The sequence below is a fragment of the Pseudomonas lini genome (assembly GCF_001042905.1).
Classification (GTDB): Bacteria; Pseudomonadota; Gammaproteobacteria; order Pseudomonadales; family Pseudomonadaceae; genus Aquipseudomonas; species Aquipseudomonas lini.
The window spans coordinates 284,374-306,528 of record NZ_JYLB01000007.1 but is presented as its reverse complement, the minus strand read 5'-3'; the positions used below and the strand labels follow the sequence as shown (position 1 = coordinate 306,528).

Sequence of the window (22,155 nt, the reverse complement as noted above, 5' to 3'; positions counted from 1 at the left end):
CATGACAAGGAAATGGCATGCGAACGTTCTTCTTCACCGCCGGTTTGCTGATCAGCCTGAGCCCTTTGTGCATGGCGGGTCAGATCTATAAATGGGTCGATGCCCAGGGCGTCACTCATTTCGATGCGCAACCGCCCCCAGGCCAGGAGCCCACCCTCGTGGTGACGCCCGCCCCGCCCGTCGGCAAACCGGACACGCCAACGCGCAGCAACGTCATAGGCGATCAACGGGCCATCGACACCAAAGTAAAAAAGCAGGTTGCCGAGCAGCAAGCCCAGCTAAAAGTATTCTGCGAACAGGCCCGAACGAACCTGGCTCAACTGCAGAATAATCCGCGACTACGAGAGGATGTCGAAGGTGAGATGCGCCGCCTGACCGACCAACAACGTCAGGAGCGCATCACCGAAGCACAGAAACAGATTGCGAAAAACTGCATGTAGGAGCTGTCGAGTGAAACGAGGCTGCGATCTTTTGATCTTGTTTTTAAAGCAACATCAAAAGATCGCAGCCTCGTTTCACTCGACAGCTCCTACACTGTTCCTACAACGGATCGGCGTTAGCGAGAGGCGGTGATCAACAGGTCGAACTCTTTGAGCAAGACCTGAAGCTGCCGATCCTTACCCTGGACGTTGCGGGCGGCGAAGACCATTTCGGCCATCTCCTGAATCCCCGACGCGTTAGGTAATGGCAGGTCTTGTTCCAGGATCGACTTCATTCTTGGCAGGAAGATCCATTGCAGCCATTGCTCGAAATCCAGCGTATCCACCGAAAATGGCTCGACACTGGAAAGCGCTTCAGCGGACGGCGAGACTTCGTCCCACCAGCCCTGGACGCGCAGTTCGCGCTCGATCAACAGCAACTGTTCGGCAATCTTCGGGAAGCGCGCATCCATCACAGCGAGACCTTGGCCTTCTGACGAGCCAACGCCGCACCGGCGGAGTCACCCTGCTTCTCACGAGCCTGGGCGATCAATTCCCACAGGCTGGCCTGAAGGGCCGGACGACCATTGGCGAGCGTCAGACCACGACGAGCGAATTGCTCGGCCTGTGCCGCATCGCCTTGGGCCATACGCACCTGGGCCAGGCGATAAAGCACTTGCGGCTCACGCGGCGCGACACGCTGGGCGCGCTCGAGACTGGAGGACGCGCCATTAAGGTCGCCGCTGGCCTGTTGCTGCTGGGCAGTGGTCAACAACGCCAGGACCGGACCGTCCAGTTGCTCATCGGCAGACAAGCCACCGGAGCTCGCCGAAGGAATCCCGCTCGGCGTCGATGGCATGCTGTAGCTGCCCTGATTGATCGGTGCCGACTGGACCGGCGAGGTATCGATCGGCCCCGGAGTGATCGGGCCCGGAGTAATTGGCGAAGTGCTGATCGGTGCCGAGGAAACGGCGCCACCACCCGGCACCATCACCACAACGCCAGTGTCACCTTGCGGGATTGCCTGAGTCTGGCCTTGCACAGGACGTTTTACCGTCGTTTGACGGTAACCGCCATTCGCCGAAATCCGCTCGCTGTTGGAGACGGCGGTGCCCGAATCCACAACCGGGATCGAACCACGCTGTACGGTGGAGCAGCCGCTGAGCAAAGCCACGGCAGTCACCGCTGGAATCAACCACTTGTTCACTTGAAACCCTCTTTGCTTAATTCATCCATCCTTTGACCCAATCCATCACCGACTCAGCAGGGTTTTCACCACCGCAAGCGGCGCCAGGAGGCGGTTCGCTGCCGCGAATATACGGCATCTGCACCGCGCCAGGGCAACTGCCTTCAGAACCTTGCCCGGTGCGCGAATCGACCCAGGCCTGAACAATGTTGTCCGGCTGCGGCATGTCCAGCGGCAGCGGATCGGCCTTGCGCATGAAACTGGTCCAGACCTGCAACGCACCGGTGGCACCGGTGAACGGTGTCTTGCCGTTATCATCGCGCCCCAACCAGACCACTGCCAGCAGATCCTGACTGAAACCGGCGAACCAGCTGTCCCGCGAATCGTTACTGGTACCAGTCTTGCCGGCCAGGGTCAGGGTTTTCGGCAACACGTTATAAACCGAGCTGCCCGTACCTTCACGCATGACTCGTTGCATGGCGCTCTGAACCAGGTAAATGGACGCCGGATCGAACTGCTGCTGAATCTGGAACGGATAACGCTTGAGCGGCTCGCCCTCGGCAGTCAGCACGCTGCGAATCCCGCGCATCGGCGTATTGAATCCGCCGTTGGCTAGTGTCTGGTACATGGTCGCCACTTCGATCGGGGTCAAGCCACCGGCACCCAGCAACATCGACGGGAACGCCGGGAACTCGCGACTCACCCCCAGACGTGCCAGGGTCTTCAAGACATTCGGTACGCCCACCGCCAACCCGAGACGCGCGGTCGACAGGTTGTAGGAGTGCGCCAACCCTTGATAAAGGAACACCGTACCGTGGGAACGGCGATCATAATTCTGCGGTTTCCAGACCTGACCGTCCGCGCCTTTGACCGAAAAGGATTCGTCCGACAGCCAACTGGTCAGCGTGTACTGGCTTGGCTTCTCAAGAGCTGTCAGATAAACCGCCGGCTTGATCAACGAGCCGATCGGTCGTACCGCGTCCAATGCCCGGTTGAAACCGGCAAAACCCGCCTGACGGCTGCCAATCATCGCCTGGACTTCGCCGGTTTCCGGGTTGGTTACGACCATGGCCGCCTCAACCTCATCGGAACCCTTGCGCCCGGCCAGACGCTTGAACGTGTCATTGACCGAGGCTTCAGCTTTCATCTGCAGGATCGGGTCGAAGCTGGTGAAAATCCGCAGCCCCTCTTCGGTCAAGTCTTCGTCGCGGTAGTCTTCGCGCAACTGACGTTTAACCAGGTCGAGGAAGCCCGGGAACGAGCTGTCGGCCAACTTGCCGCGAGTGGTTACACCCAGTGGCATTTTCTTCGCTGCCTCAACCTGCTCGGCGGTGGCAACGCCTTGCTCCCCCAGAACATCGAGCACCAGATTGCGCCGCTCCAGCGCCCGCTCAGGGTTGCGACGCGGGTTGTAATAGGACGGCCCCTTGACCATGCCCACCAACATAGCGACTTGATGCAGTTTCAGCTCGGACAATGGCTGCCCGAAGAAGAACTGGCTGGCCAGGCCGAAACCATGCACCGCACGCTGACCATCCTGGCCGACGAACACTTCATTGAGGTAAGCCTCAAGAATTTCGGGCTTGTCGTAATGCAGTTCAAGCAACATCGCCATCATGGCTTCGGTGAGCTTACGGGTCAGGCTGCGTTCGCTGGTGAGGTAGAAGTTCTTGACCAACTGTTGCGTCAGGGTACTGCCGCCCTGGGTCATCTTGCCGCCCGAAGTGTTGACGTAAACGGCTCGGGCAATCGACTTCGGCGATACGCCCCAGTGACTGTAGAAATCCCGGTCTTCCACGGCAATCAGGGTTTCAAGCAGATATGGCGGAACCTGATCGATCTTGATCAGGATGCGGTCTTCAAGGTTTTTCGGGTAAATCCCGCCGATCAGCAGCGGCTCCAGACGTACGACCGAAAGCTTCGAACCGTTGGTCGCCGACAGCTCGGCCACGTAGTCGCCGGAGAAGCGCACACGCACGGGCTGAGCCTGTTCCATGCCCTCATAGAACTGGAAGCCCCGGGTATTCAAGTCGATGGTATTGCCATTGATTGCCGCCGCGCCGGGGCCGTTGCTGACGGCTTCGCGTCGGTACCCCAAGGCATCAAGTTCGGTGAGGAAGTCGTCCTTGCTGAGTTTTTGCCCGACGAACAGCTCGAGCGGACGCGCATATACCTTGGCCGGGATGGTCCAGCGCTTGCCGGAGAACTTCTCCTGGACCACAGCGTCAAGGTAAACCGCGAACCCGGCGAGCACCACAAGGCCGACCAGGCTGAGTTTAAGGGCCCAGCCCAGCCAGGGGCGCATGCCCCTGGAAGGTGGTTTTTTGGGGGTGCGGGGGGATCGAGTACGAGTCATGGCGGCGGATTATACGCACTTTATTCATACTCAACAGAAGCCCGCTGAGGTTTGCGTCGGGCGGACTTGCGGCCATAATGGCGGCCTTGAATTTTCCCCAGACTCTGAAGGATCGCCTGTGAGCCAGTCCCTGATCGCTGCCCTGCAAAACCCGGCCCTCTACCCGCATCCCGTAGAAGGGTTTCAGGTCATCGAAACCCATATTTCCTGGGTGCTGCTCACCGGCCCCTACGCTTATAAAGTGAAGAAGCCGGTGAATTTCGGCTTCCTCGATTTCACCAGCCTCGAGGCTCGCGAACATTTCTGCGCTGAAGAGTTGCGTCTGAACCAGCGCCTTACCCATGATTTGTATCTTGAAGTGTTGCCAGTCACCGGCAGCGCCGAAGCCCCGCAACTGGGCGGCGACGGCCCGGCCATCGAATACGTACTGAAAATGCGCCAGTTCCCGCAGAACGGTCTGCTCAGCACCTTGCAAGCCAACGGCGAATTGACCACCACGCACATCGACGAGATGGCCGCACAGATCGCTCAATTCCACCTCAGCGCGCCGAAAGTGCCTGCCGAACACGAAGCCGGCACACCGGACAGCGTCATGGCGCCAGTACGTCAGAACTTCGAACAGATCCGTCCGTTCCTCAGTGACAAGGCCGATCTGCTGCAACTGGATGCACTGCAAGCCTGGGCCGAAAGCAGCTTCGAACGCCTCAAGCCGCTGCTCGCCCAGCGCAAGGCCGACGGTTTCATTCGTGAATGCCACGGCGACATTCACTTGGGCAACGCCACCGTGATCGACGGCAACGTGGTGATCTTCGACTGCATCGAGTTCAACGAACCGTTCCGCTTCACCGACGTTTACGCCGACACCGGCTTCCTGGCCATGGACCTGGAAGACCGTGGCCTGAAGAGTCTGGCGCGCCGTTTCATCAGCCAATACCTGGAACTGACCGGCGACTATCAGGGCCTTGAGCTGCTGAACTTCTATAAAGCCTACCGCGCACTGGTTCGTGCCAAGGTCAGCCTGTTCAGCATGCCGGCCGAGGCCGATCCGGTGCAGCGCGCCACTACGCTGCGTCAGTACCGCAACTACGCCAACCTGGCGGAAAGCTACAGCACCATTCCTTCGCGCTTCCTGGCGATTACCCACGGTGTTTCCGCTGTTGGTAAAAGCCACGTGGCCATGCGCCTGGTAGAAGCGCTGGGCGCCATTCGTCTGCGTTCCGATGTCGAGCGCAAGCGTATGTTCGGCGAGCAAAACGTACCGAACGACCTGCAGGCCGGCATTTATAGTGCCGATGCCAACACCGCTACTTACAGCCGTCTGCATGAAATTGCCGGTGTAATTCTGCATGCCGGTTTCCCGGTAGTGGTCGATGCCACGTACCTCAAGCGCGACCAACGTGACGGCGCGGCAAAAATCGCCGAAGCCACTGGTGCGCCGTTCCTGATCCTCGACTGCGACGCTCCGCAAGCGGTGATCGAGAGCTGGTTGAAGCAACGCCAGGCCGACAATAACGATCCGTCCGACGCCAACCTGAGCGTTATCGCCGCCCAGCAAGCCAATCGCGAGGCCCTGACACCAGCAGAAATTCTGTGCAGCAAACGCGTCCAGACTAATGAAAGTGGCACGCTCGATACCGTCGTTGCGCAGATTCGCCAGCGCCTGCCAGGCCTGTAAGAAACTATTTCAACCGTGAAGCCTTCACCGGCTTCACGGCTGTCAAATAGTGGCACTATACTGGCGTCATAAAACCATCAGGTGATGTGACATGAGCCAGCCGAAACTTCTCGACACCCCGCTTTATGCCTTGCTACACAAAGACGACATCACAGGCTTTAACAACGAACGCCCGAAAGATGGACCTATCGACATGGTCGGTGGCGACTTTCGTGGTCTCGATCTGCGTGAACTGAACGCCGACGGCGTCGACTTCGCCGATGCGTATTTCCGCTCTGCCGACTTGCGCGGCATCGACTTTCGCAACTCATCCCTGGAAGGCGCGAGCCTGGCCCACGCGCAGATTTCCGGCGCCTACTTCCCGCCAGAGCTGAGTGCCGATGAGATTCTGATGTCGATGAATTTCGGTACGCGACTGCGTTATCGCACCCGCTAAAAGCGACGTTCTACCAGGTCCGGCGCCCCTGCTTTGCGCTGGACCCTGTACTTTTTTCACCCTGAAACTTTAGGCCTAACGCCCGTCTTCCGACTGCACTCGCAGCCTTTTCACGCCGTTTCTTGAGCCCTCTTCTTAGAAGCTTTTGCGTCGAAACCGACCAAACAATCACGCTTTTCCTACTGATGGCTACACTGCTGAGAGGCTCGCCCACGCACCGTTCGGCTGTCGCAAGGAGGCTTGATGAATGATGAACTGCAACACCTGAAAAATCTTGGCAAGACATCGGCGCAATGGCTGCATGCCGTGGGTATCCACAGTGCCTCGGACTTGCGTCGGCTGGGAGCTGTGGATGCTTATCGGGCCGTGCGCACGCGCGGTTTTCGGGCTTCCAAGGTGTTGTTGTATGCGATCGAAGGCGCACTGATGGATGTTCACTGGAACGACATTCCCGCCGAACGCAAGGAAGCCTTGAACAAACAACTGGACGCTATCTCGTCACGCCACAAGATTTGAATGGGTAATTGCGCTTACGCACACAGCCTGAAGACCAATGATTGCAGGGCCTTCACTAAGGGAACTGGTGAGATCCACAGAAATTGAAAATCAGCGGTTGACTTGGTAATGAGAATCGCTATGATTATCACAACTGGTCGCGAGACTGGTCGATATTCTGAAAAGCCCTTGGTTCGGACTCTCAGATTATCTCCTCATCAGGCTAATCACGGTTATTTGACCCGGCTCTTGCCGGGTCTTTTTTTGCCTGTGGAAAACTCGCCAGATTGTACCGCCCTGACTACTTGCCGAACTGTTTACGCATTTGCGCGCAGTAATCCTGCGGTGGCGTGGCGGGCGTATACCAGACGTAATCGGCCATGGCCGCTGTGACCTCAGCGCCCTGCTCCGCCAGCATCAATACCGTTGGCGCTTCAGGCTCATCCAGATCCAGCACATGGATCGGCACCCCGACATCTTTACGCGCGTGGTACGCACCAGCAAACAGTAGTGAAGGCGTCGGTGCGGCCAGTAATCGCCCAGCCATCCGCCGGTCACGTTGCTGCTGGACGGCCAGCATCGCGGGCATTTGCGATGTGGGCAGCAAGCCGCAGTGGGAATCGCTGATCTGTGCCAGCAACTCATCCTTGACCATCGGGGCGTTAGAACGCGAACCGCTCAATGTCGGCGGCTTGGCATAGACAGTACGGACTTCAAGCGTATCCAGATTGGCCGCCAGCAACGGGTATGGCTGAGTCAGGACAAAACCAACGATCGGCCCGTACAGATTCCAGTCCCAACCCGATTGCCAGGCCAATGCATTGGGCAAGTCAGCGGGTAGCGGTGACGCATGCCTGACGTGATCGACGCGCGCTTGCTGATCCGGCGTGAGCATTTCCAGCAGCAAACTGCCTTGGGGCCGCCGCTCACCCAGTGCCTGTAATAACCACAATTGCAGTTGATGGTGATCACGATTGTCATGCTGTTCGCCGACGATCAACCGCGAAGGCTTGGCTAACCGTGCAAGCAGTTCCTGTGCTGTCAGTGTTTGACCGCTGCGCAGGTCCCGGATCTCGCCGCTGACGGGCGGCGGCACCACCGGCACATGCTGACAGGCACTCAGTAACAGCACAGCCAGGATCACCATCACACGCATGTTCTCACCTCGATGAAATGCTCAGCGGGCGATGATCAGCGGATGCCCACGCTCCGGGTGCGGCTGCACCAGTACTTCCAACCCGAACACGGCCCTGAGCGGTTCCGGGCGCAGCACCTGCTCCGGTGTATCCAGCGCCACGGGGCGCCCACCTTCGAGCAGTAATAGGCGATCACAATAACGTGCCGCCAGATTCAGATCATGCAGGATCACCAGCACCGCGGCGCCACGATCGGCGAACTCGCGCACCGCTTGCAGAGTAGTGTGTTGGTGCAGCGGGTCGAGCATCGATGTCGGTTCGTCGAGCAACAACGTTTGCCCCGCCTCCCCCGGCCAGAGCTGCGCCAGCACACGTGCCAGATGCACCCGCTGACGTTCGCCGCCAGACAACGCCAGATAGCTGCGTCCACTCAGGTGCCGCGCATCGGCCGCGAGCAGCGCGGCGGCGACGATCTCGTCATCCCGGACCCGGCCGCTTTGATAAGGCAAACGCCCCATGCCGACCACTTCTTCGACGCGAAAGGCAAAGTCCAGGGTCGACACCTGCGGCAACACCGCCAAACGCTGGGCTCGCTGCGCCCCGGCCCAATGACTCAGCTCGCGCTCATCGAGCCAGACACCGCCGTGGTCCGCATGCAATTCGCCACATAGGGCGCCAAGCAATGTGCTTTTGCCGGCACCATTGGGGCCCAGCACGCCGAGGACTTCACCCGGTTTGAGTTCAAGGGTGATGTCCGTGAGAACAATCTTTCGACCGCGCCGGATTTGCAGATTCTGCGTTCGCAACATCAGGCACGCCCTCTGAGCAGTAAATACAGAAAGAACGGTGCGCCGATGAAGGCTGTGACAATCCCGATCGGCAACTCGGCCGGCGCCAGGGCCAGTCGCGCCACCAGATCGGCAAACAATAAGAGACTGGCGCCCGCCAATACCGACGCTGGCAACAGCACCCGATGATCGGGGCCGGCCAGTAATCGCACCAGATGCGGCACCACCAGACCGACAAATCCGATCATCCCCGCTGCCGCGACCGCCGCGCCGACGCCCAATGCCGTGCAGAACACCAGTTCGCGCTTGAGGCCTTCGACGTCGATGCCCAAGTGACCGGCCTCCGACTCCCCCAGCAACAATGCATTCAAGGCCTTGGCCCGACGCGGCAACCACAGCGCCACACCGGTGCTCACCAGCAGCAACGGCCAAAGTCGCGAATAACTGGCGCCGTTAAGGCTGCCCAGGTTCCAGAACGTCAGGGTGCGCAGGGTCGCGTCATCCGCCAGATAGGTGAATAACCCTACCGCCGAACCGGCCAGGGCAGTCAATGCAATACCGGCCAGCAGCATGGTGGCGACGTTGGTCTGGCCATTGCGTCGCCCCAATCGATACACCAGCGCCGTTACACCCAGCCCGCCGAGAAACGCACACACCGACAACAGATAAGGCCCGAAGGATTCAGGCAGACCGCCGAACACCGAACCGCCGACAATCGCGATGGCGGCGCCCAATGCCGCGCCACTGGAGACCCCCACCAATCCCGGATCGGCCAGAGGATTGCGAAACAAGCCCTGCATTGCCACGCCGGACAGCGCCAGCACGCCGCCCACAGCCAAGCCGAGCAAGGTTCGCGGCAAGCGAATCTGCCCGAGGATCAGTTCGGCCTGCTCCAACCCGTCGGGCGCGATTGGCAAACCAATCAGCCGCAACGCCGCGCGTAACGTGTCGAACAACGGCAGACTCACCGGCCCCAACGCCAACGACAACCAGATCGCCAGCAAACACAGCAGGCTCAGACCAATGAATAGTGCACGGGGTTTAACCAGAAAAGTCATTGGCCGGTCGTACCGGGATAGAACTCGTCAGACAGCCTGGTCAGACTTTCCGGCAACCGTGGCCCCAGTCCCCCCACCAACAACGTCGGGTCCAGTTCCATGACTCGCCCGTCCTTGGCCGCGCGGGTGGACGAGAGGATCGGATTTTCCTTGAACAACGCCGCGCGCGCCGCATCGCCCGTCAGCGCACGGTCGGCAAACACCAGCACTTCGGGATTGAGACTGGCCAGGGACTCTACGGAAAACGGCTTGTAGCCAGTGTGGGTTGCCAGATTGTGGCCACCGGCCTGTTGCAGCAACCAATCGGCGGCGGTGTCTTTACCGGCAATTAACGGTTTACCGCCCGCATGCCCCAACAGCAGCAATACACCCGGTGCTTTGTGTTTGAGTTGCACCTGACTGACCCGGGCTTGTTGCTGATCGAGCTGCTGTTGATAAGTCTGGAATACTTGCGAAGCCCGATCTTCAGCCCCCAGCAATTTGCCCAGATGCTGCAGGTTGCCCTGCAATGTCGGCAAATCTGGCTGGGCCGAGAACAGTTCGACCTGAACGCCCGCGCTGCGAATCTGTGAAAGCACCGATGGCGGCCCCATTTCTTCGGTGCCCACCAGGATCTGCGGGCGCAGACTCAGAACGCCTTCTGCCGAGAGTTGCCGTTGATAGCCGACGCTCGGCAGTGTCTTCAGCGACTCAGGATGCTGACTGGTGGTATCGACGCCCACCAGTTTCGACTCACCGCCCAATGCGCTGACCCATTCCGACAAGGCACCACCGGCGCTGACCCAACGTTGCGGCAACTCGGCTGCCATGGCCTGGTGACTGACGAGCAGTCCGACACAGAGCGCAGCGACGCGGGTACTCAGGCGCATAAACAGCTTCCTTTAAAGGTTTTCCCGGGCATCGAGAGGACAGGCCAAGTATCCTCGGCATCCGGCAATCGCCCTGTGGGTGAGCGGCCATTTGATAATTGTTTGCATTTGAACGTCAAGCTCGGACATATCTGGTCACGAGCAGGACTTGAGGATAGACATGAAGCTTCTTTGCACAGGCGCCGAATTGGCTGACGCCAGCAGTCGCGGTTTCGACGTTGACGGTCAGAAGCTTCTGGCCGTGCGCCGGAATGGTCGGGTGTATGTGTATGAAAATCGCTGCCCACACCGGGGCGTCGGACTGGAATGGAAGCCCGACCAGTTTCTCGACCCCAGTAACAGCCTGATCCAGTGCGCCACCCACGGCGCACTGTTTTTGATCGAAGACGGCGAATGCGTCGCCGGCCCGTGCGCCGGGCAATCCCTGACCACCATCCCCTGCCACGAAGACGATCAAGGGATCTGGGTCACGCTCTAACCGTTTAACAGCACTTCCAGACGCCGATCGACCACCATCTCTTCGTGGGTCAAGTGCACGCCATACGCCAGCACTTCGACCCCATCCGCCACCGCTTCGCGTAACGCCGCCGCGTAGGCCGAATCGATTTCTTCAGCAGGACGCACGGAGTCAATGCCGGTCAGGTTCACGCAATACAACTGCACGGCACGAATCCCGTCCCGCGCCAAATGCGCCAACTCCCGCAAATGCTTGGCCCCACGCTGGGTCACCGCATCGGGAAACGCCGCCACCAACGAGCCATCGAAGCCCAGGGTGACGCTTTTGACTTCCAAATACGCGGGCCCGCTCGGGTAATCGAGACGGAAATCGATGCGGCTGCTTTCCTGACCGTAGGCCACTTCGCGCTTCAGTTCGGTAAAGCCGTTCAGCTCGGTGATGACATTGGCCCGCAACGCCTCCTCGATCAAACCGTTGGCGCGCCCGGTGTTTACGCAGAACAGTCGCCCCTGTGGGGTTTCTCCGACTTCCCAGGTGCCAGGCAACTTGCGTTTGGGGTCGTTGGAACGGCTGAACCAGACCTGCCCGCCTTCGACTTGGCAATTAAGCATCGAACCGGTGTTAGGGCAGTGAATGGTCAGCAACTCGCCATCAACGGTTTCGATATCGGCAAGAAAACGTTTGTAGCGACGAATCAAGCGACCTTCTTCGAGGGGAGGATGAAAGCGCATCAGCCTTGCCAGCTCTTCAAACCGCGAGCGATCCGTTCGACCGCTTCTTGCAAGCGTGGAAGACTCTGGGTGTAGGCAAACCGCACATGATGCCCGGCCTGATAACGCCCGAAGTCCAGGCCCGGGGTGATCGCAACGTGCTCGGTTTCGAGGAAATGCCGGCAGAACGCGAAGGCATCGCCGCCGAACTTGCTGATATCGGCGTACAAGTAGAACGCGCCTTCCGGCTCTACGGCGATACCGAAGCCCAACTCCCTCAGGGCTGGCAGCAGGAAATCACGACGTCGGCCGAACTCGGCGCGGCGCTCCTCGAAAATTTCGATGGTGGCGGGTTCGAAGCAAGCCAATGCGGCGTGCTGGGCCATGCTCGGCGCGCTGATGTAGAGGTTCTGGGCGAGCTTCTCCAGCTCACCGACCGCCGCTTCTGGCGCTACCAGCCAACCGAGGCGCCAGCCGGTCATGCCGAAATACTTGGAAAAACTATTGAGGACGAAGGCGCTGTCATCGACTTCCAGAACGCTGGCCGCATCCGTGCCGTAAGTCAGGCCATGGTAGATCTCGTCGACCACCAAATGGCCGTGACGGGCCTTGATCGCTGCAGAGAGCCCGGCCAACTCGTCGCGGGTCAGGATGGTTCCGGTCGGGTTGGCCGGCGATGCCACCAGGGCGCCGACGCTGTCGTGATCCCAGTGACGCGCGACCAGATCCGGGGTCAGTTGATAACGCACATCCGGACCTACAGGAACAAGCTGCGCCGCGCCTTCCACTAGCCGCAGAAAGTGGCGGTTGCACGGGTAACCCGGGTCTGCCAGCAGCCAATGCTTGCCTGGGTCCACCAGCAAGGCACTGGCCAACAGCAACGCGCCTGAACCGCCGGGCGTGATGAGGATGCGTTGCGGATCGATGTTCAGCCCGTAACGCTGCTGATAAAACCCCGAAATGGCCTCGCGCAGCTCGGGAATGCCGCGAGCGGCGGTGTAACGGGTCTTCCCCGCCGTCAGCGCGGCTTGGCCGGCCTGGATGATCGGCTCGGCGGTGGTGAAGTCCGGCTCGCCGATTTCCAGGTGAATCACGTCGTGGCCGGCTGCTTGCAGCTCGTTGGCCCGCGCCAGCAGGGCCATGACGTGAAACGGTTCGATAGCGCGACTGCGCGCACTGTAGGACAGAGCCATTAGCCTTCCTTACAACGGGGAAAAGAATCGATTCTACCCAAGCGCAGGAACGAGCGAGAACCTAAAGCGGTCAGAGCCCATATAACGCTGGTCTCAAACGGTTCAAGCGTATGCTCCAGGTTTGACTAAAATCAATAATTGATCAGGTCTCCAGAGCCACCAGGCAAGGCTTTGCAATCTTTTGCAAGGCCCACGGGCCGCGGGCTCGACATCCGGGAGTAGCGCGGTCCGATTTGATCTGGTAAGTTCGCCCGCTTGCAGCCGCAGGGCCGGCAGGTGTCGGTGATGGAGCAATCCTGCGCAATGGATTACAAGAGTAGAGGCGGTCCATTTCATGCCCACCCAAGCAAAGCAGCAAAATCAGTCGATCAGCGGCTTCGAACCCTACAAAGAAGTGAAGGGCGAAGAGTACATGGGCAAGCCCATGCGCGCTCACTTCACCAAGATCCTGAACAAGTGGAAACAGGACTTGATGCAGGAAGTCGACCGTACTGTTGATCACATGAAAGACGAAGCGGCCAACTTCCCGGACCCGGCAGATCGTGCCAGTCAGGAAGAGGAATTCAGCCTCGAATTGCGCGCCCGCGACCGCGAGCGCAAGTTGATCAAGAAAATCGACAAAACCCTGCAATTGATCGAAGACGAAGAATACGGCTGGTGCGAGTCCTGCGGCGTCGAAATCGGCGTCAAGCGACTGGAAGCCCGCCCTACCGCCGACATGTGCGTTGACTGCAAGACCCTGGCGGAAATCAAGGAAAAGCAAGTCGGCAAGTAATCTTGGCGACTTGAACGAAGAACGGAGCGTGCGAACGCTCCGTTTTTTTGTTTCTGACATTTGCTGATTTGTTGCGTCTTCAAAATCGCCTTCGCGAGCAAGCTTCGCTCCTACAACGGCTAGCGCAATTTCCTGTAGGAGCTGAGCTTGCTCGCGAAGGCGGCTTCAAGCCATGCTCAAAAGATTGAACAGCCTGACATCGCCCTAATGACCACCATCGCCTCCCCCGCCTACATTGGGCGTTTCGCCCCTACGCCCAGTGGACACTTGCACTTCGGTTCGCTGGTCGCAGCACTGGCCTCCTACCTCGACGCCCGTTCGGTCGGCGGCCGCTGGCTGGTGCGCATGGAAGATCTCGATCCGCCGCGCGAAGAGCCCGGCGCTCAGGCCGCGATTCTCAAAGCATTGGAAAGCTACGGGTTCGAGTGGGATGGCGACATGGTCCGACAGAGCGAGCGGCACGCGGCCTATGACGAAGTCATCAATCGCCTGTTCAATCAGGGCCTGGCCTACGCCTGTACCTGTTCGCGCAAACAATTGGAGCCGTATCACGGCATCTATCCCGGGTTCTGCCGCAACGCGGGGCACGGCACCGAGAACGCGGCGATTCGCCTGCGTGTACCGGAACTGGAATACCACTTCATCGACCGGGTGCAGGGCGAATTCCGTCAACACTTGGGTCGAGAGGTTGGTGATTTCGTGATCCGCCGTCGCGACGGGCTCTACGCCTATCAATTGGCGGTGGTGCTGGACGATGCCTGGCAAGGCATCACCGATATCGTGCGAGGCGCCGATTTGCTGGACTCCACGCCACGCCAGCTCTATCTGCAAGAACTGCTGGGCCTGCCGCAACCCCGCTACCTGCACATCCCGCTGATTACCCAGCCGGACGGCCACAAACTCGGCAAATCCTATCGCTCGCCGCCGCTGACCGAAGATCAGGCCACACCGCTGTTACTGCGCGCATTGCGGGCGCTGGGGCACAAGCCTGTAACCGAACTGAATGACGCCACGCCACGGGAAGTGCTGAACTGGGGCGTTGCCCACTGGGATGCATCGCTGATCCCGCGCACACTGACGTTACCCGAAGCGCAACTGCAGTGATGCCACTTGCAGTGGCGCGCCCATCCGTTACCATCGCCGCACGTTTTCGGGCACGCGCATAAAAAAGAGAGGCCGGGATGTACATCTATCGCTTGGTCCTGCTCCTGGTAGTGGGGATTTATCTGTTCTCCCCGGCCATCATGGATTGGTGGATCGACGCCACGGGCGCCTGGTATCGCCCTTATTTGCTCTGGCTGATTCTGATTGTCGTGACCTTCATTCTGCAGAGCCAAAAAGATGCCGATGAGCTTTAGCCTGACCCAGATGATCCTGATCAGCGCCGCGTACCTGGCGGTGCTGTTCGGCGTGGCCTGGATCAGCGAACGGGGCATGATCCCCCGGGCGATCATTCGCCACCCGCTGACGTACACCCTGTCGCTGGGCGTTTACGCCAGTGCCTGGGCGTTTTACGGCACGGTGGGCCTGGCCTATCAGTACGGCTACGGTTTTCTGTCCAGCTACCTCGGGGTTTCCGGGGCCTTTCTGCTGGCACCGGTGCTTTTGTACCCGATCCTGAAAATCACCCGCACTTATCAGCTCTCGTCCCTGGCCGACTTGTTTGCGTTTCGTTTCCGCAGCACCTGGGCCGGCGCACTGACGACAATTTTCATGTTGATCGGCGTGCTGCCGTTGCTGGCGTTGCAGATTCAGGCAGTGGCCGACTCCATCAGCATCCTCACCCGCGAGCCGGTGCAGCATCGCGTGGCCCTGAGCTTCTGCGCACTGATTACGCTGTTCACGATTTTCTTCGGCTCACGCCACATCGCTACCCGCGAGAAACATGAAGGCCTGGTGTTCGCGATTGCCTTCGAGTCGGTGATCAAACTGATCGCGATTGGCGGCGTCGGACTGTATGCGCTGTATGGCGTGTTCGATGGCCCGCAACAGCTGGAACTGTGGCTGCTGCAAAACCAGACCGCCCTCGCCGCCCTGCACACGCCATTGCAGGAAGGCCCGTGGCGCACGCTGTTGCTGGTGTTCTTCGCCTCGGCGATCGTGATGCCGCACATGTATCACATGACCTTTACCGAAAACCTCAACCCGCGCTCGCTGGTCAGTGCGAGCTGGGGTCTGCCGCTGTTTCTGCTGTTGATGAGCCTCGCGGTGCCGCTGATTCTCTGGGCCGGGCTGAAACTCGGCGCCACGACCAATCCGGAATATTTCACCCTGGGCATCGGCATCGCCGCCAACAACAAAGCCCTGGCACTATTGGCGTATATCGGCGGATTGTCGGCGGCCAGCGGCCTGATCATCGTCACCACGCTGGCGCTGTCCGGGATGGCGCTGAACCATCTGGTGCTGCCGCTCTATCAGCCGCCGGCCGAAGGCAATATCTACCGTTGGCTGAAATGGACCCGCCGGGCGCTGATCGTCGCGATCATCATGGCCGGTTACGGTTTCTACCTGATGCTGGGTGCCGAGCAGGACCTGGCTAACCTCGGCATCGTCGCCTTCGTCGCCACATTGCAGTTCCTGCCGGGGGTGTTGTCGGTACTGTACTGGCCGACCGCCAACCGTCGCGGCTTCATCGCCGGCTTGCTGGCGGGGATTCTGGTGTGGCTGGTGACCATGCTGCTGCCGCTGGTCGGCAATCTGCAAGGCTTCTACATTCCACTGTTGAACATGATTTACGTGCTGGACGACACCAGCTGGCACATGGCAGCGATTGCCTCGCTGGCCGCCAACGTGCTGATGTTCACGCTGATCTCGTTGTTCACCAACGCCAGCCCCGAAGAGGCCAGCGCCGCCGAAGCCTGCGCCGTGGACAACGTTCGCCGCCCGCAACGCCGCGAACTGCATGCCGCCTCGCCTCAGGAATTTGCCACGCAACTGGCCAAGCCGCTGGGCGCCAAGGCTGCACAGAAAGAAGTCGAACAGGCGCTGCGTGACCTCTATCTGCCGTTCGATGAACGTCGACCGTACGCTTTGCGCCGTCTGCGTGATCGTATCGAAGCGAACCTTTCCGGCCTGATGGGGCCGAGCGTCGCGCAGGACATGGTCGAAACCTTCCTGCCCTACAAGGCTGGCGGCGAAAACTATGTCACCGAAGACATCCACTTCATCGAAAGCCGTCTTGAGGACTACCACTCGCGCCTCACCGGTCTTGCCGCCGAACTCGATGCGTTGCGCCGCTACCACCGCCAGACCTTGCAAGAGTTGCCGATGGGCGTGTGCTCGCTGGCCAAGGATCAGGAAATCCTCATGTGGAACAAAGCCATGGAGGAGCTGACCGGGATTGCCGCGCAGCGTGTGGTCGGTTCGCGCCTGAGCACCATTGCCGATCCGTGGAAAGAACTGCTGCAAGGCTTCATCAATCTGCCGGACGAGCATTTGCACAAACAGCACCTGGCCCTCGACGGTCAGACTCGCTGGCTGAACCTGCACAAAGCGGCGATCGATGAACCGCTGGCGCCGGGTAACAGCGGCCTGGTACTGCTGGTGGAAGACCTGACCGAAACCCAGATGCTCGAAGATAAACTGGTGCACTCCGAGCGCCTGGCCAGCATCGGTCGACTGGCGGCCGGCGTGGCCCATGAAATCGGCAACCCGATCACCGGCATTGCCTGCCTCGCGCAAAACTTGCGCGAAGAGCGTGAGGACGACGCCGAACTCACGGAAATCAGCGGGCAGATCCTCGAGCAGACCAAACGCGTGTCACGCATCGTTCAGTCGCTGATGAGCTTCGCCCATGCCGGCAGTTATCAGCACAGTGACGAGCCCGTCTGTCTGGCGGAAGTGGCCCAGGATGCCATCGGCCTGCTGGCCTTGAACCGGCGCAATTTCGAAGTACAGTTCTACAACCTGTGCGACCCCGATCACTGGGTCGAAGGCGACCCGCAGCGGCTCGCCCAAGTATTGATCAACCTGCTCTCAAACGCCCGCGACGCCTCGCCTCCGGGCAGTGCAGTGCGAGTTAAAAGCGAAGCCGGCGAACACACGGTCGATCTGATCGTCGAAGACGAAGGCAGTGGTATTCCCTCGAGCATCATGGACCGACTGTTCGAACCTTTCTTCACCACCAAGGATCCTGGCGAAGGCACCGGTCTGGGCCTTGCACTGGTCTATTCCATCGTTGAAGAGCATTATGGACAAATCACCATCGACAGCCCGGCTGATGTTCAAAGCCAACGCGGCACCCGTATCCGGGTGACTTTGCCGCGTCATGTCGAAGCGACGTCCGCTGTGAACTGAGACCGTCGAGAGTATCGAATCAATGCCGCACATTTTGATCGTCGAAGACGAAACAATTATCCGCTCCGCCTTGCGCCGTCTGCTGGAACGTAACCAGTACCAGGTCAGCGAAGCCGGATCCGTGCAGGAAGCACAAGAGCGTTTCAGCATCCCCACATTTGACCTGATCGTCAGCGACCTGCGTCTGCCAGGCGCGCCTGGTACCGAGTTGATCAAACTTGGCCAGGGCACTCCGGTGCTGATCATGACCAGTTACGCCAGCCTGCGTTCGGCCGTCGACTCCATGAAGATGGGCGCGGTGGATTACATCGCCAAGCCTTTCGATCACGACGAAATGCTCCAGGCCGTCGCGCGAATCCTGCGTGATCGCCAATCGGCGCAAGCCAGCGGTGAACCGGTCGTCGGCAAAACGAGCAATGGCGCCGCGAAAAATGGTGTCGACAACAGCAACGGCGAAATCGGCATTATCGGCTCATGTCCGCCGATGCAGGACCTTTACAGCAAGATCCGCAAAGTCGCGCCAACCGATTCCAACGTCCTGATCCAGGGTGAATCGGGTACCGGTAAAGAACTGGTAGCACGCGCTCTGCATAATCTGTCCAAGCGCGCCAAGGCGCCGATGATCTCGGTGAACTGCGCAGCCATTCCAGAAAGCCTGATCGAGTCCGAACTGTTCGGCCACGAAAAAGGCGCGTTTACCGGCGCCAGTGCCGGGCGTGCCGGGTTGGTGGAAGCGGCGGACGGCGGCACCTTGTTCCTCGATGAAATCGGTGAACTGCCACTGGAAGCTCAGGCTCGCCTGCTGCGTGTGTTGCAGGAAGGCGAAATCCGCCGGGTCGGTTCGGTGCAGTCGCAGAAGGTTGATGTACGCCTGATTGCCGCGACCCACCGAGACCTCAAGAGCCTGGCGAAAATTGGCCAGTTCCGTGAAGACTTGTATTACCGTCTTCACGTGATCGCCTTGAAGCTGCCGGCCCTGCGCGAGCGCGGCGCGGACGTCAATGAAATTGCCACTGCATTCCTCGCGCGGCAGAGCGCGCGGGTCAACCGCACCGATCTGAAATTCGCCCTGGATGCCGAACAGGCGATTCGGCATTACTCCTGGCCGGGTAACGTTCGCGAGCTGGAAAATGCGGTCGAACGCGCCGTGATCCTATGCGAAAGCCCGGAGATTTCCGCCGAGCTGCTGGGCATCGACATCGAACTGAGCGATCTGGATGACGACGACTTCATCGGCCTGGCGCCCCAGCAGGGCAATAGCGGCGGTAACACCAGCCACGAACCGACCGAAGATTTGTCCCTGGAAGACTACTTCCAGCATTTCGTTCTCGAGCATCAGGACCACATGACCGAAACCGAGCTGGCCCGCAAACTCGGGGTCAGTCGCAAATGCCTGTGGGAACGCCGTCAGCGCCTGGGCATTCCGCGGCGCAAGACCGGGGTGGCCAGCGAGAGCTGAACCGCACCTGTCGGATGTGCGGGTAACACATGACATTGTGAAAAAACTGTTACCTCAGCTTTTTCGCGTAACAGAAGCCGGGGCTTACGGTAACGAAGCCCCGGTTTTTTTGGGCCTCGAAAAACACCATTAGCCCGCCTAACCCCTTGTTTTACTGGACCTCATAAAAGTTGGCACGCACCCTGCTATATGTTTAGTACAAGAACAATAACAAGCAATGTACAAGACAATAAAAATAAGACGTATCGACTCACGCACAATAAAAACAAGACGGCGAGAGGCGTAGCTAACTGATTCTTTTGGAGAGGCGTTGCATTTGGGGCTTGCCCCACGACCAGGCCGAGAACAATAAAAAACTGTCCCAAGACAGTGCCTGAACTGGTTGGATCGAACGATCACAGCAACACAGCGACCAAAGCAATCCGTTTGCTCTTGGCTCCCGATTGGGAGGGCCGTGAAGGAAAACTTCATGGCGAGGGCGCTCAACAAAAACAAGAAGCCCGAAACCAATAATAAAAATAGAGCATGCAACTACTTCTTGGGGAGCTTCGGCTCCCCTTGTGGTTTCTGGCGTTTAGCCTGTGGCGAGGGGGCTCGCCCCCGTTGGGTTGCGAAGCAGCCCCAAGCTCTTGAGCGTTTCCGAAATCATGCCAGTGCTGCGCACTGGAACGGGGGCAAGCCCCCTCGCCACACGGCAGTTGCTACAAAACCCCATGCCAGACATCCCCTCCAAGCACTTGCGCAGCTTCCTACACCATCCCCCGACTAAATGCTAGAATCCCCGCCCATCATGCGGTCATTCTTCGTTATGGCCGAACATTCCTTCAAACAGTGCATCCCATGCTGAAGAAGTTGTTCCAGTCATTCCGTTCTCCCAAGCGTCATACGCAACACATTCGCAGTACGCCTGAAGTGCTTAACAGCGGCCAACATTCGCTGCAAAAGGCACAGTTCAGCCGTTACGCGGTGAATATCGTCGAACGCCTGCAGAACGCCGGTTACCAGGCTTACCTGGTCGGCGGCTGTGTGCGTGACATGCTGCTCGGCATCACGCCGAAAGATTTCGACGTCGCCACCAGTGCCACGCCTGAGCAGGTACGCGCCGAGTTCCGCAATGCGCGGATCATCGGTCGGCGTTTCAAACTGGTGCATATCCACTTTGGCCGCGAAATCATTGAAGTCGCGACCTTCCGCGCCAATCACCCGCAAAACGACGAAGACGAAGACAGCAACCAATCGTCTCGTAATGAAAGCGGGCGAATTCTGCGTGACAACGTCTATGGCACCCTGGAAGAAGACGCGCAACGCCGCGACTTCACCATCAACGCCTTGTATTACGATCCGGTCAGTGAACGCATTCTCGACTACGCCAACGGCGTACACGATATCCGCAATCATCTGATCCGCCTGATCGGCGATCCGAAGCAACGCTACCAGGAAGACCCGGTGCGGATGCTGCGGGCCGTGCGTTTCGCCGCCAAGCTGAATTTCGGCATCGAAAAACACAGCGCCACGCCGATCCGCGAACTGGCGCCGTTGCTGCGCGAGATCCCTTCGGCTCGTCTGTTCGAAGAAGTGCTCAAGCTGTTCCTCTCCGGCTATGCCGCGGACACCTTCGAAATGCTGGTCGACCTGCAGCTGTTCGATCCGCTGTTCCCGGCCAGTGCGGCAGCGTTGGAGTACAACCCGACCTACACCCACACGCTGATCAGTGAAGCGCTGATCAACACAGACCTGCGGATCAAGCAGAACAAACCGGTCACCCCGGCGTTCCTGTTTGCCGCCCTGCTCTGGCCTGCCCTGCCGGCCCGTGTGTTGCGTCTGCAAGAGCGCGGCATGCCGCCGATTCCGGCGATGCAGGAAGCCGCTCACGAGTTGATCGCCGAACAGTGCCAGCGCATCGCCATTCCGAAACGCTTCACCATGCCGATCCGCGAGATCTGGGACATGCAGGAGCGTCTGCCGCGGCGCAGCGGCAAACGCGCCGACCTGTTGCTGGACAACCCACGGTTCCGCGCCGGTTACGACTTCCTGCTGCTGCGCGAAAGCGCCGGTGAGCAGACCGATGGCCTGGGCGAGTGGTGGACCGACTATCAGGACGCCAACGACAGCGAACGCCGGGACATGATCCGCGACCTCAGCGGCAAGGACGACGGTACTGGCGCTCCGCGCAAACGTCGCCGCAGCGGCGGCGCCAAGCGCAAGCGCGCTGCCGGCGCACCGAGCGCTACAGGCGAATAAGCCATGGAACGCATCTACATCGGCATGGGCAGCAATCTGGCTGACCCCGCCGAACAGTTGCGCAGCGCTGTCGAAGCGCTGGCGCAATTGCCGCAGACCGAACTGGTCGGGGTTTCCGGGTTTTATCAAAGCGACTCGCTGCTGCCCGGCCAACCGCGTTACACCAACGCGGTCGCCGCGCTCGACAGCAACCTCGCGCCACTGGACCTGCTGGATGCGCTGCAAGCCATCGAGAATGGCCAAGGCCGCGAGCGCCTTGAACGCTGGGGCCCGCGCACGCTGGATCTGGACATCGTGCTGTTCGGCGATCGCCTGATCGATGAACCGCGCCTCAAAGTCCCCCACTACCACCTGCAGGAACGGGCCTTTGTGCTCTATCCGCTAGCCGAACTGGCACCGGCTGATCTGCGCCTGGCCGATGGCCGCACCCTCACAGAATTACTCACTGCCTGCCCGTTCGTCGGGTTGGAACGCCTCTCCCCGAATTGACAAAAAACCCTGTGGGAGCGGGCTTGCTCGCGAAAGCGGTAGCACATTCAACATTGATGTGACTGATACACCGCCTTCGCGAGCAAGCCCGCTCCCACATTGACTTGTGTCGCGCTC

The 22,155-nt window shown here is 59.7% G+C and carries 21 protein-coding genes; 12 read left to right on the top strand and 9 right to left on the bottom strand.

The genetic code is table 11. The features are described from left to right. The first annotated feature begins 17 nt into the window (after nt 1–17). Nucleotides 18–440 carry a DUF4124 domain-containing protein gene (locus TU81_RS21990; RefSeq protein WP_048396504.1) on the top strand — a complete coding sequence of 141 codons (423 nt, stop codon included), beginning with the start codon at nt 18–20 and terminating at the stop codon, nt 438–440. A gap of 116 nt (nt 441–556) precedes the next feature. Here TU81_RS21990 and TU81_RS21985 read toward each other — a convergent pair whose 3' ends face one another. Genes TU81_RS21985 through mrcB form a run of 3 tightly spaced genes read right to left on the bottom strand, consistent with a single transcriptional unit; the run spans nt 557 to nt 3,961 of the window. Further along, nucleotides 557–892, bottom strand: a complete 336-nt coding sequence (locus TU81_RS21985) for a YqcC family protein (protein WP_038981545.1) — start codon at nt 890–892, stop codon at nt 557–559. Then, complete coding sequence (locus TU81_RS21980) at nt 892–1,626, bottom strand: tetratricopeptide repeat protein (protein ID WP_038981544.1); 735 nt, start codon at nt 1,624–1,626, stop codon at nt 892–894. Before TU81_RS21980 ends, TU81_RS21985 begins: the two co-directional genes overlap by 1 nt. 16 nt (nt 1,627–1,642) lie before the next feature. Then, complete coding sequence (gene mrcB, locus TU81_RS21975) at nt 1,643–3,961, bottom strand: penicillin-binding protein 1B (protein WP_038981543.1); 2,319 nt, start codon at nt 3,959–3,961, stop codon at nt 1,643–1,645. Between the two features lie 118 nt (nt 3,962–4,079). On the opposite strand from mrcB, the gene TU81_RS21970 reads away from it, so the two are divergent. The 3 genes from TU81_RS21970 (at nt 4,080) to TU81_RS21960 (ending at nt 6,588) form a co-directional block, all read left to right on the top strand. Next, nucleotides 4,080–5,636, top strand: coding sequence for a bifunctional aminoglycoside phosphotransferase/ATP-binding protein (locus tag TU81_RS21970; protein WP_048396503.1), 1,557 nt, complete (start codon nt 4,080–4,082; stop codon nt 5,634–5,636). Between the two features lie 91 nt (nt 5,637–5,727). Then, nucleotides 5,728–6,072 (top strand): pentapeptide repeat-containing protein, encoded by a 345-nt coding sequence (locus TU81_RS21965; protein WP_038981541.1) that lies wholly within the window; start codon nt 5,728–5,730, stop codon nt 6,070–6,072. Nucleotides 6,073–6,315: 243 nt separating this feature from the next. Continuing rightward, nucleotides 6,316–6,588 (top strand): TfoX/Sxy family protein, encoded by a 273-nt coding sequence (locus TU81_RS21960; RefSeq protein ID WP_007902045.1) that lies wholly within the window; start codon nt 6,316–6,318, stop codon nt 6,586–6,588. Between the two features lie 280 nt (nt 6,589–6,868). Here the strand turns inward: TU81_RS21960 and TU81_RS21955 are convergent, their stop codons facing one another. From TU81_RS21955 to TU81_RS21940, 4 genes are read right to left on the bottom strand one after another with little or no spacing between them, the layout of a single operon-like run. Further along, nucleotides 6,869–7,723 carry a ChaN family lipoprotein gene (locus TU81_RS21955; RefSeq protein WP_048396502.1) on the bottom strand — a complete coding sequence of 285 codons (855 nt, stop codon included), beginning with the start codon at nt 7,721–7,723 and terminating at the stop codon, nt 6,869–6,871. Between the two features lie 21 nt (nt 7,724–7,744). Beyond that, nucleotides 7,745–8,512, bottom strand: coding sequence for a heme ABC transporter ATP-binding protein (locus tag TU81_RS21950; RefSeq protein ID WP_048396501.1), 768 nt, complete (start codon nt 8,510–8,512; stop codon nt 7,745–7,747). Continuing rightward, a complete protein-coding gene (locus TU81_RS21945) occupies nt 8,512–9,495 on the bottom strand; it encodes a FecCD family ABC transporter permease (RefSeq protein ID WP_161794747.1) in 984 nt (327 codons plus the stop codon). The genes TU81_RS21950 and TU81_RS21945 overlap by 1 nt, the downstream gene beginning before the upstream one ends. 50 nt (nt 9,496–9,545) lie before the next feature. Further along, nucleotides 9,546–10,418 (bottom strand): heme/hemin ABC transporter substrate-binding protein, encoded by an 873-nt coding sequence (locus TU81_RS21940; protein WP_048396499.1) that lies wholly within the window; start codon nt 10,416–10,418, stop codon nt 9,546–9,548. Nucleotides 10,419–10,578: 160 nt separating this feature from the next. On the opposite strand from TU81_RS21940, the gene TU81_RS21935 reads away from it, so the two are divergent. Next, nucleotides 10,579–10,896: a Rieske (2Fe-2S) protein gene (locus tag TU81_RS21935; RefSeq protein WP_048396498.1), complete on the top strand. Its 318-nt coding sequence runs from the start codon at nt 10,579–10,581 to the stop codon at nt 10,894–10,896. On the opposite strand, the gene sfsA is transcribed toward TU81_RS21935, so the two are convergent. Together sfsA and TU81_RS21925 are read right to left on the bottom strand one after the other, a co-directional pair. Then, a complete protein-coding gene (gene sfsA / locus TU81_RS21930; protein WP_038981535.1) occupies nt 10,893–11,606 on the bottom strand; it encodes a DNA/RNA nuclease SfsA in 714 nt (237 codons plus the stop codon). The genes TU81_RS21935 and sfsA overlap by 4 nt on opposite strands. After that, a complete protein-coding gene (locus TU81_RS21925; RefSeq protein WP_038981534.1) occupies nt 11,606–12,778 on the bottom strand; it encodes a pyridoxal phosphate-dependent aminotransferase in 1,173 nt (390 codons plus the stop codon). Before TU81_RS21925 ends, sfsA begins: the two co-directional genes overlap by 1 nt. A gap of 334 nt (nt 12,779–13,112) precedes the next feature. Between TU81_RS21925 and dksA the strand changes: the two genes are divergently transcribed. From dksA to folK, 7 genes are all read left to right on the top strand, one after another. Then, nucleotides 13,113–13,553: an RNA polymerase-binding protein DksA gene (dksA, locus tag TU81_RS21920; RefSeq protein ID WP_007902025.1), complete on the top strand. Its 441-nt coding sequence runs from the start codon at nt 13,113–13,115 to the stop codon at nt 13,551–13,553. Between the two features lie 207 nt (nt 13,554–13,760). Further along, a complete protein-coding gene (gene gluQRS / locus TU81_RS21915; RefSeq protein WP_048396509.1) occupies nt 13,761–14,657 on the top strand; it encodes a tRNA glutamyl-Q(34) synthetase GluQRS in 897 nt (298 codons plus the stop codon). A 77-nt stretch (nt 14,658–14,734) separates the two neighbouring features. Beyond that, entirely contained in the window at nt 14,735–14,911 is a 177-nt protein-coding gene (locus tag TU81_RS30105) for a hypothetical protein (RefSeq protein WP_003176118.1), read from the top strand. Then, on the top strand, nt 14,895–17,849 hold the full coding sequence (locus TU81_RS21905) for a sensor histidine kinase (RefSeq protein WP_161794735.1): 2,955 nt from the start codon (nt 14,895–14,897) through the stop codon (nt 17,847–17,849). The genes TU81_RS30105 and TU81_RS21905 overlap by 17 nt, the downstream gene beginning before the upstream one ends. 22 nt (nt 17,850–17,871) lie before the next feature. Next, nucleotides 17,872–19,308 carry a sigma-54-dependent transcriptional regulator gene (locus TU81_RS21900; protein WP_048396497.1) on the top strand — a complete coding sequence of 479 codons (1,437 nt, stop codon included), beginning with the start codon at nt 17,872–17,874 and terminating at the stop codon, nt 19,306–19,308. An 840-nt stretch (nt 19,309–20,148) separates the two neighbouring features. Further along, nucleotides 20,149–21,549, top strand: coding sequence for a polynucleotide adenylyltransferase PcnB (locus TU81_RS21895; RefSeq protein ID WP_008068509.1), 1,401 nt, complete (start codon nt 20,149–20,151; stop codon nt 21,547–21,549). Between the two features lie 3 nt (nt 21,550–21,552). After that, the gene (folK, locus tag TU81_RS21890; protein ID WP_038981531.1) at nt 21,553–22,038 is read left to right on the top strand and encodes a 2-amino-4-hydroxy-6-hydroxymethyldihydropteridine diphosphokinase; all 486 of its coding nucleotides are present in this window, start codon (nt 21,553–21,555) and stop codon (nt 22,036–22,038) included. Nucleotides 22,039–22,155: the final 117 nt, after the last annotated feature.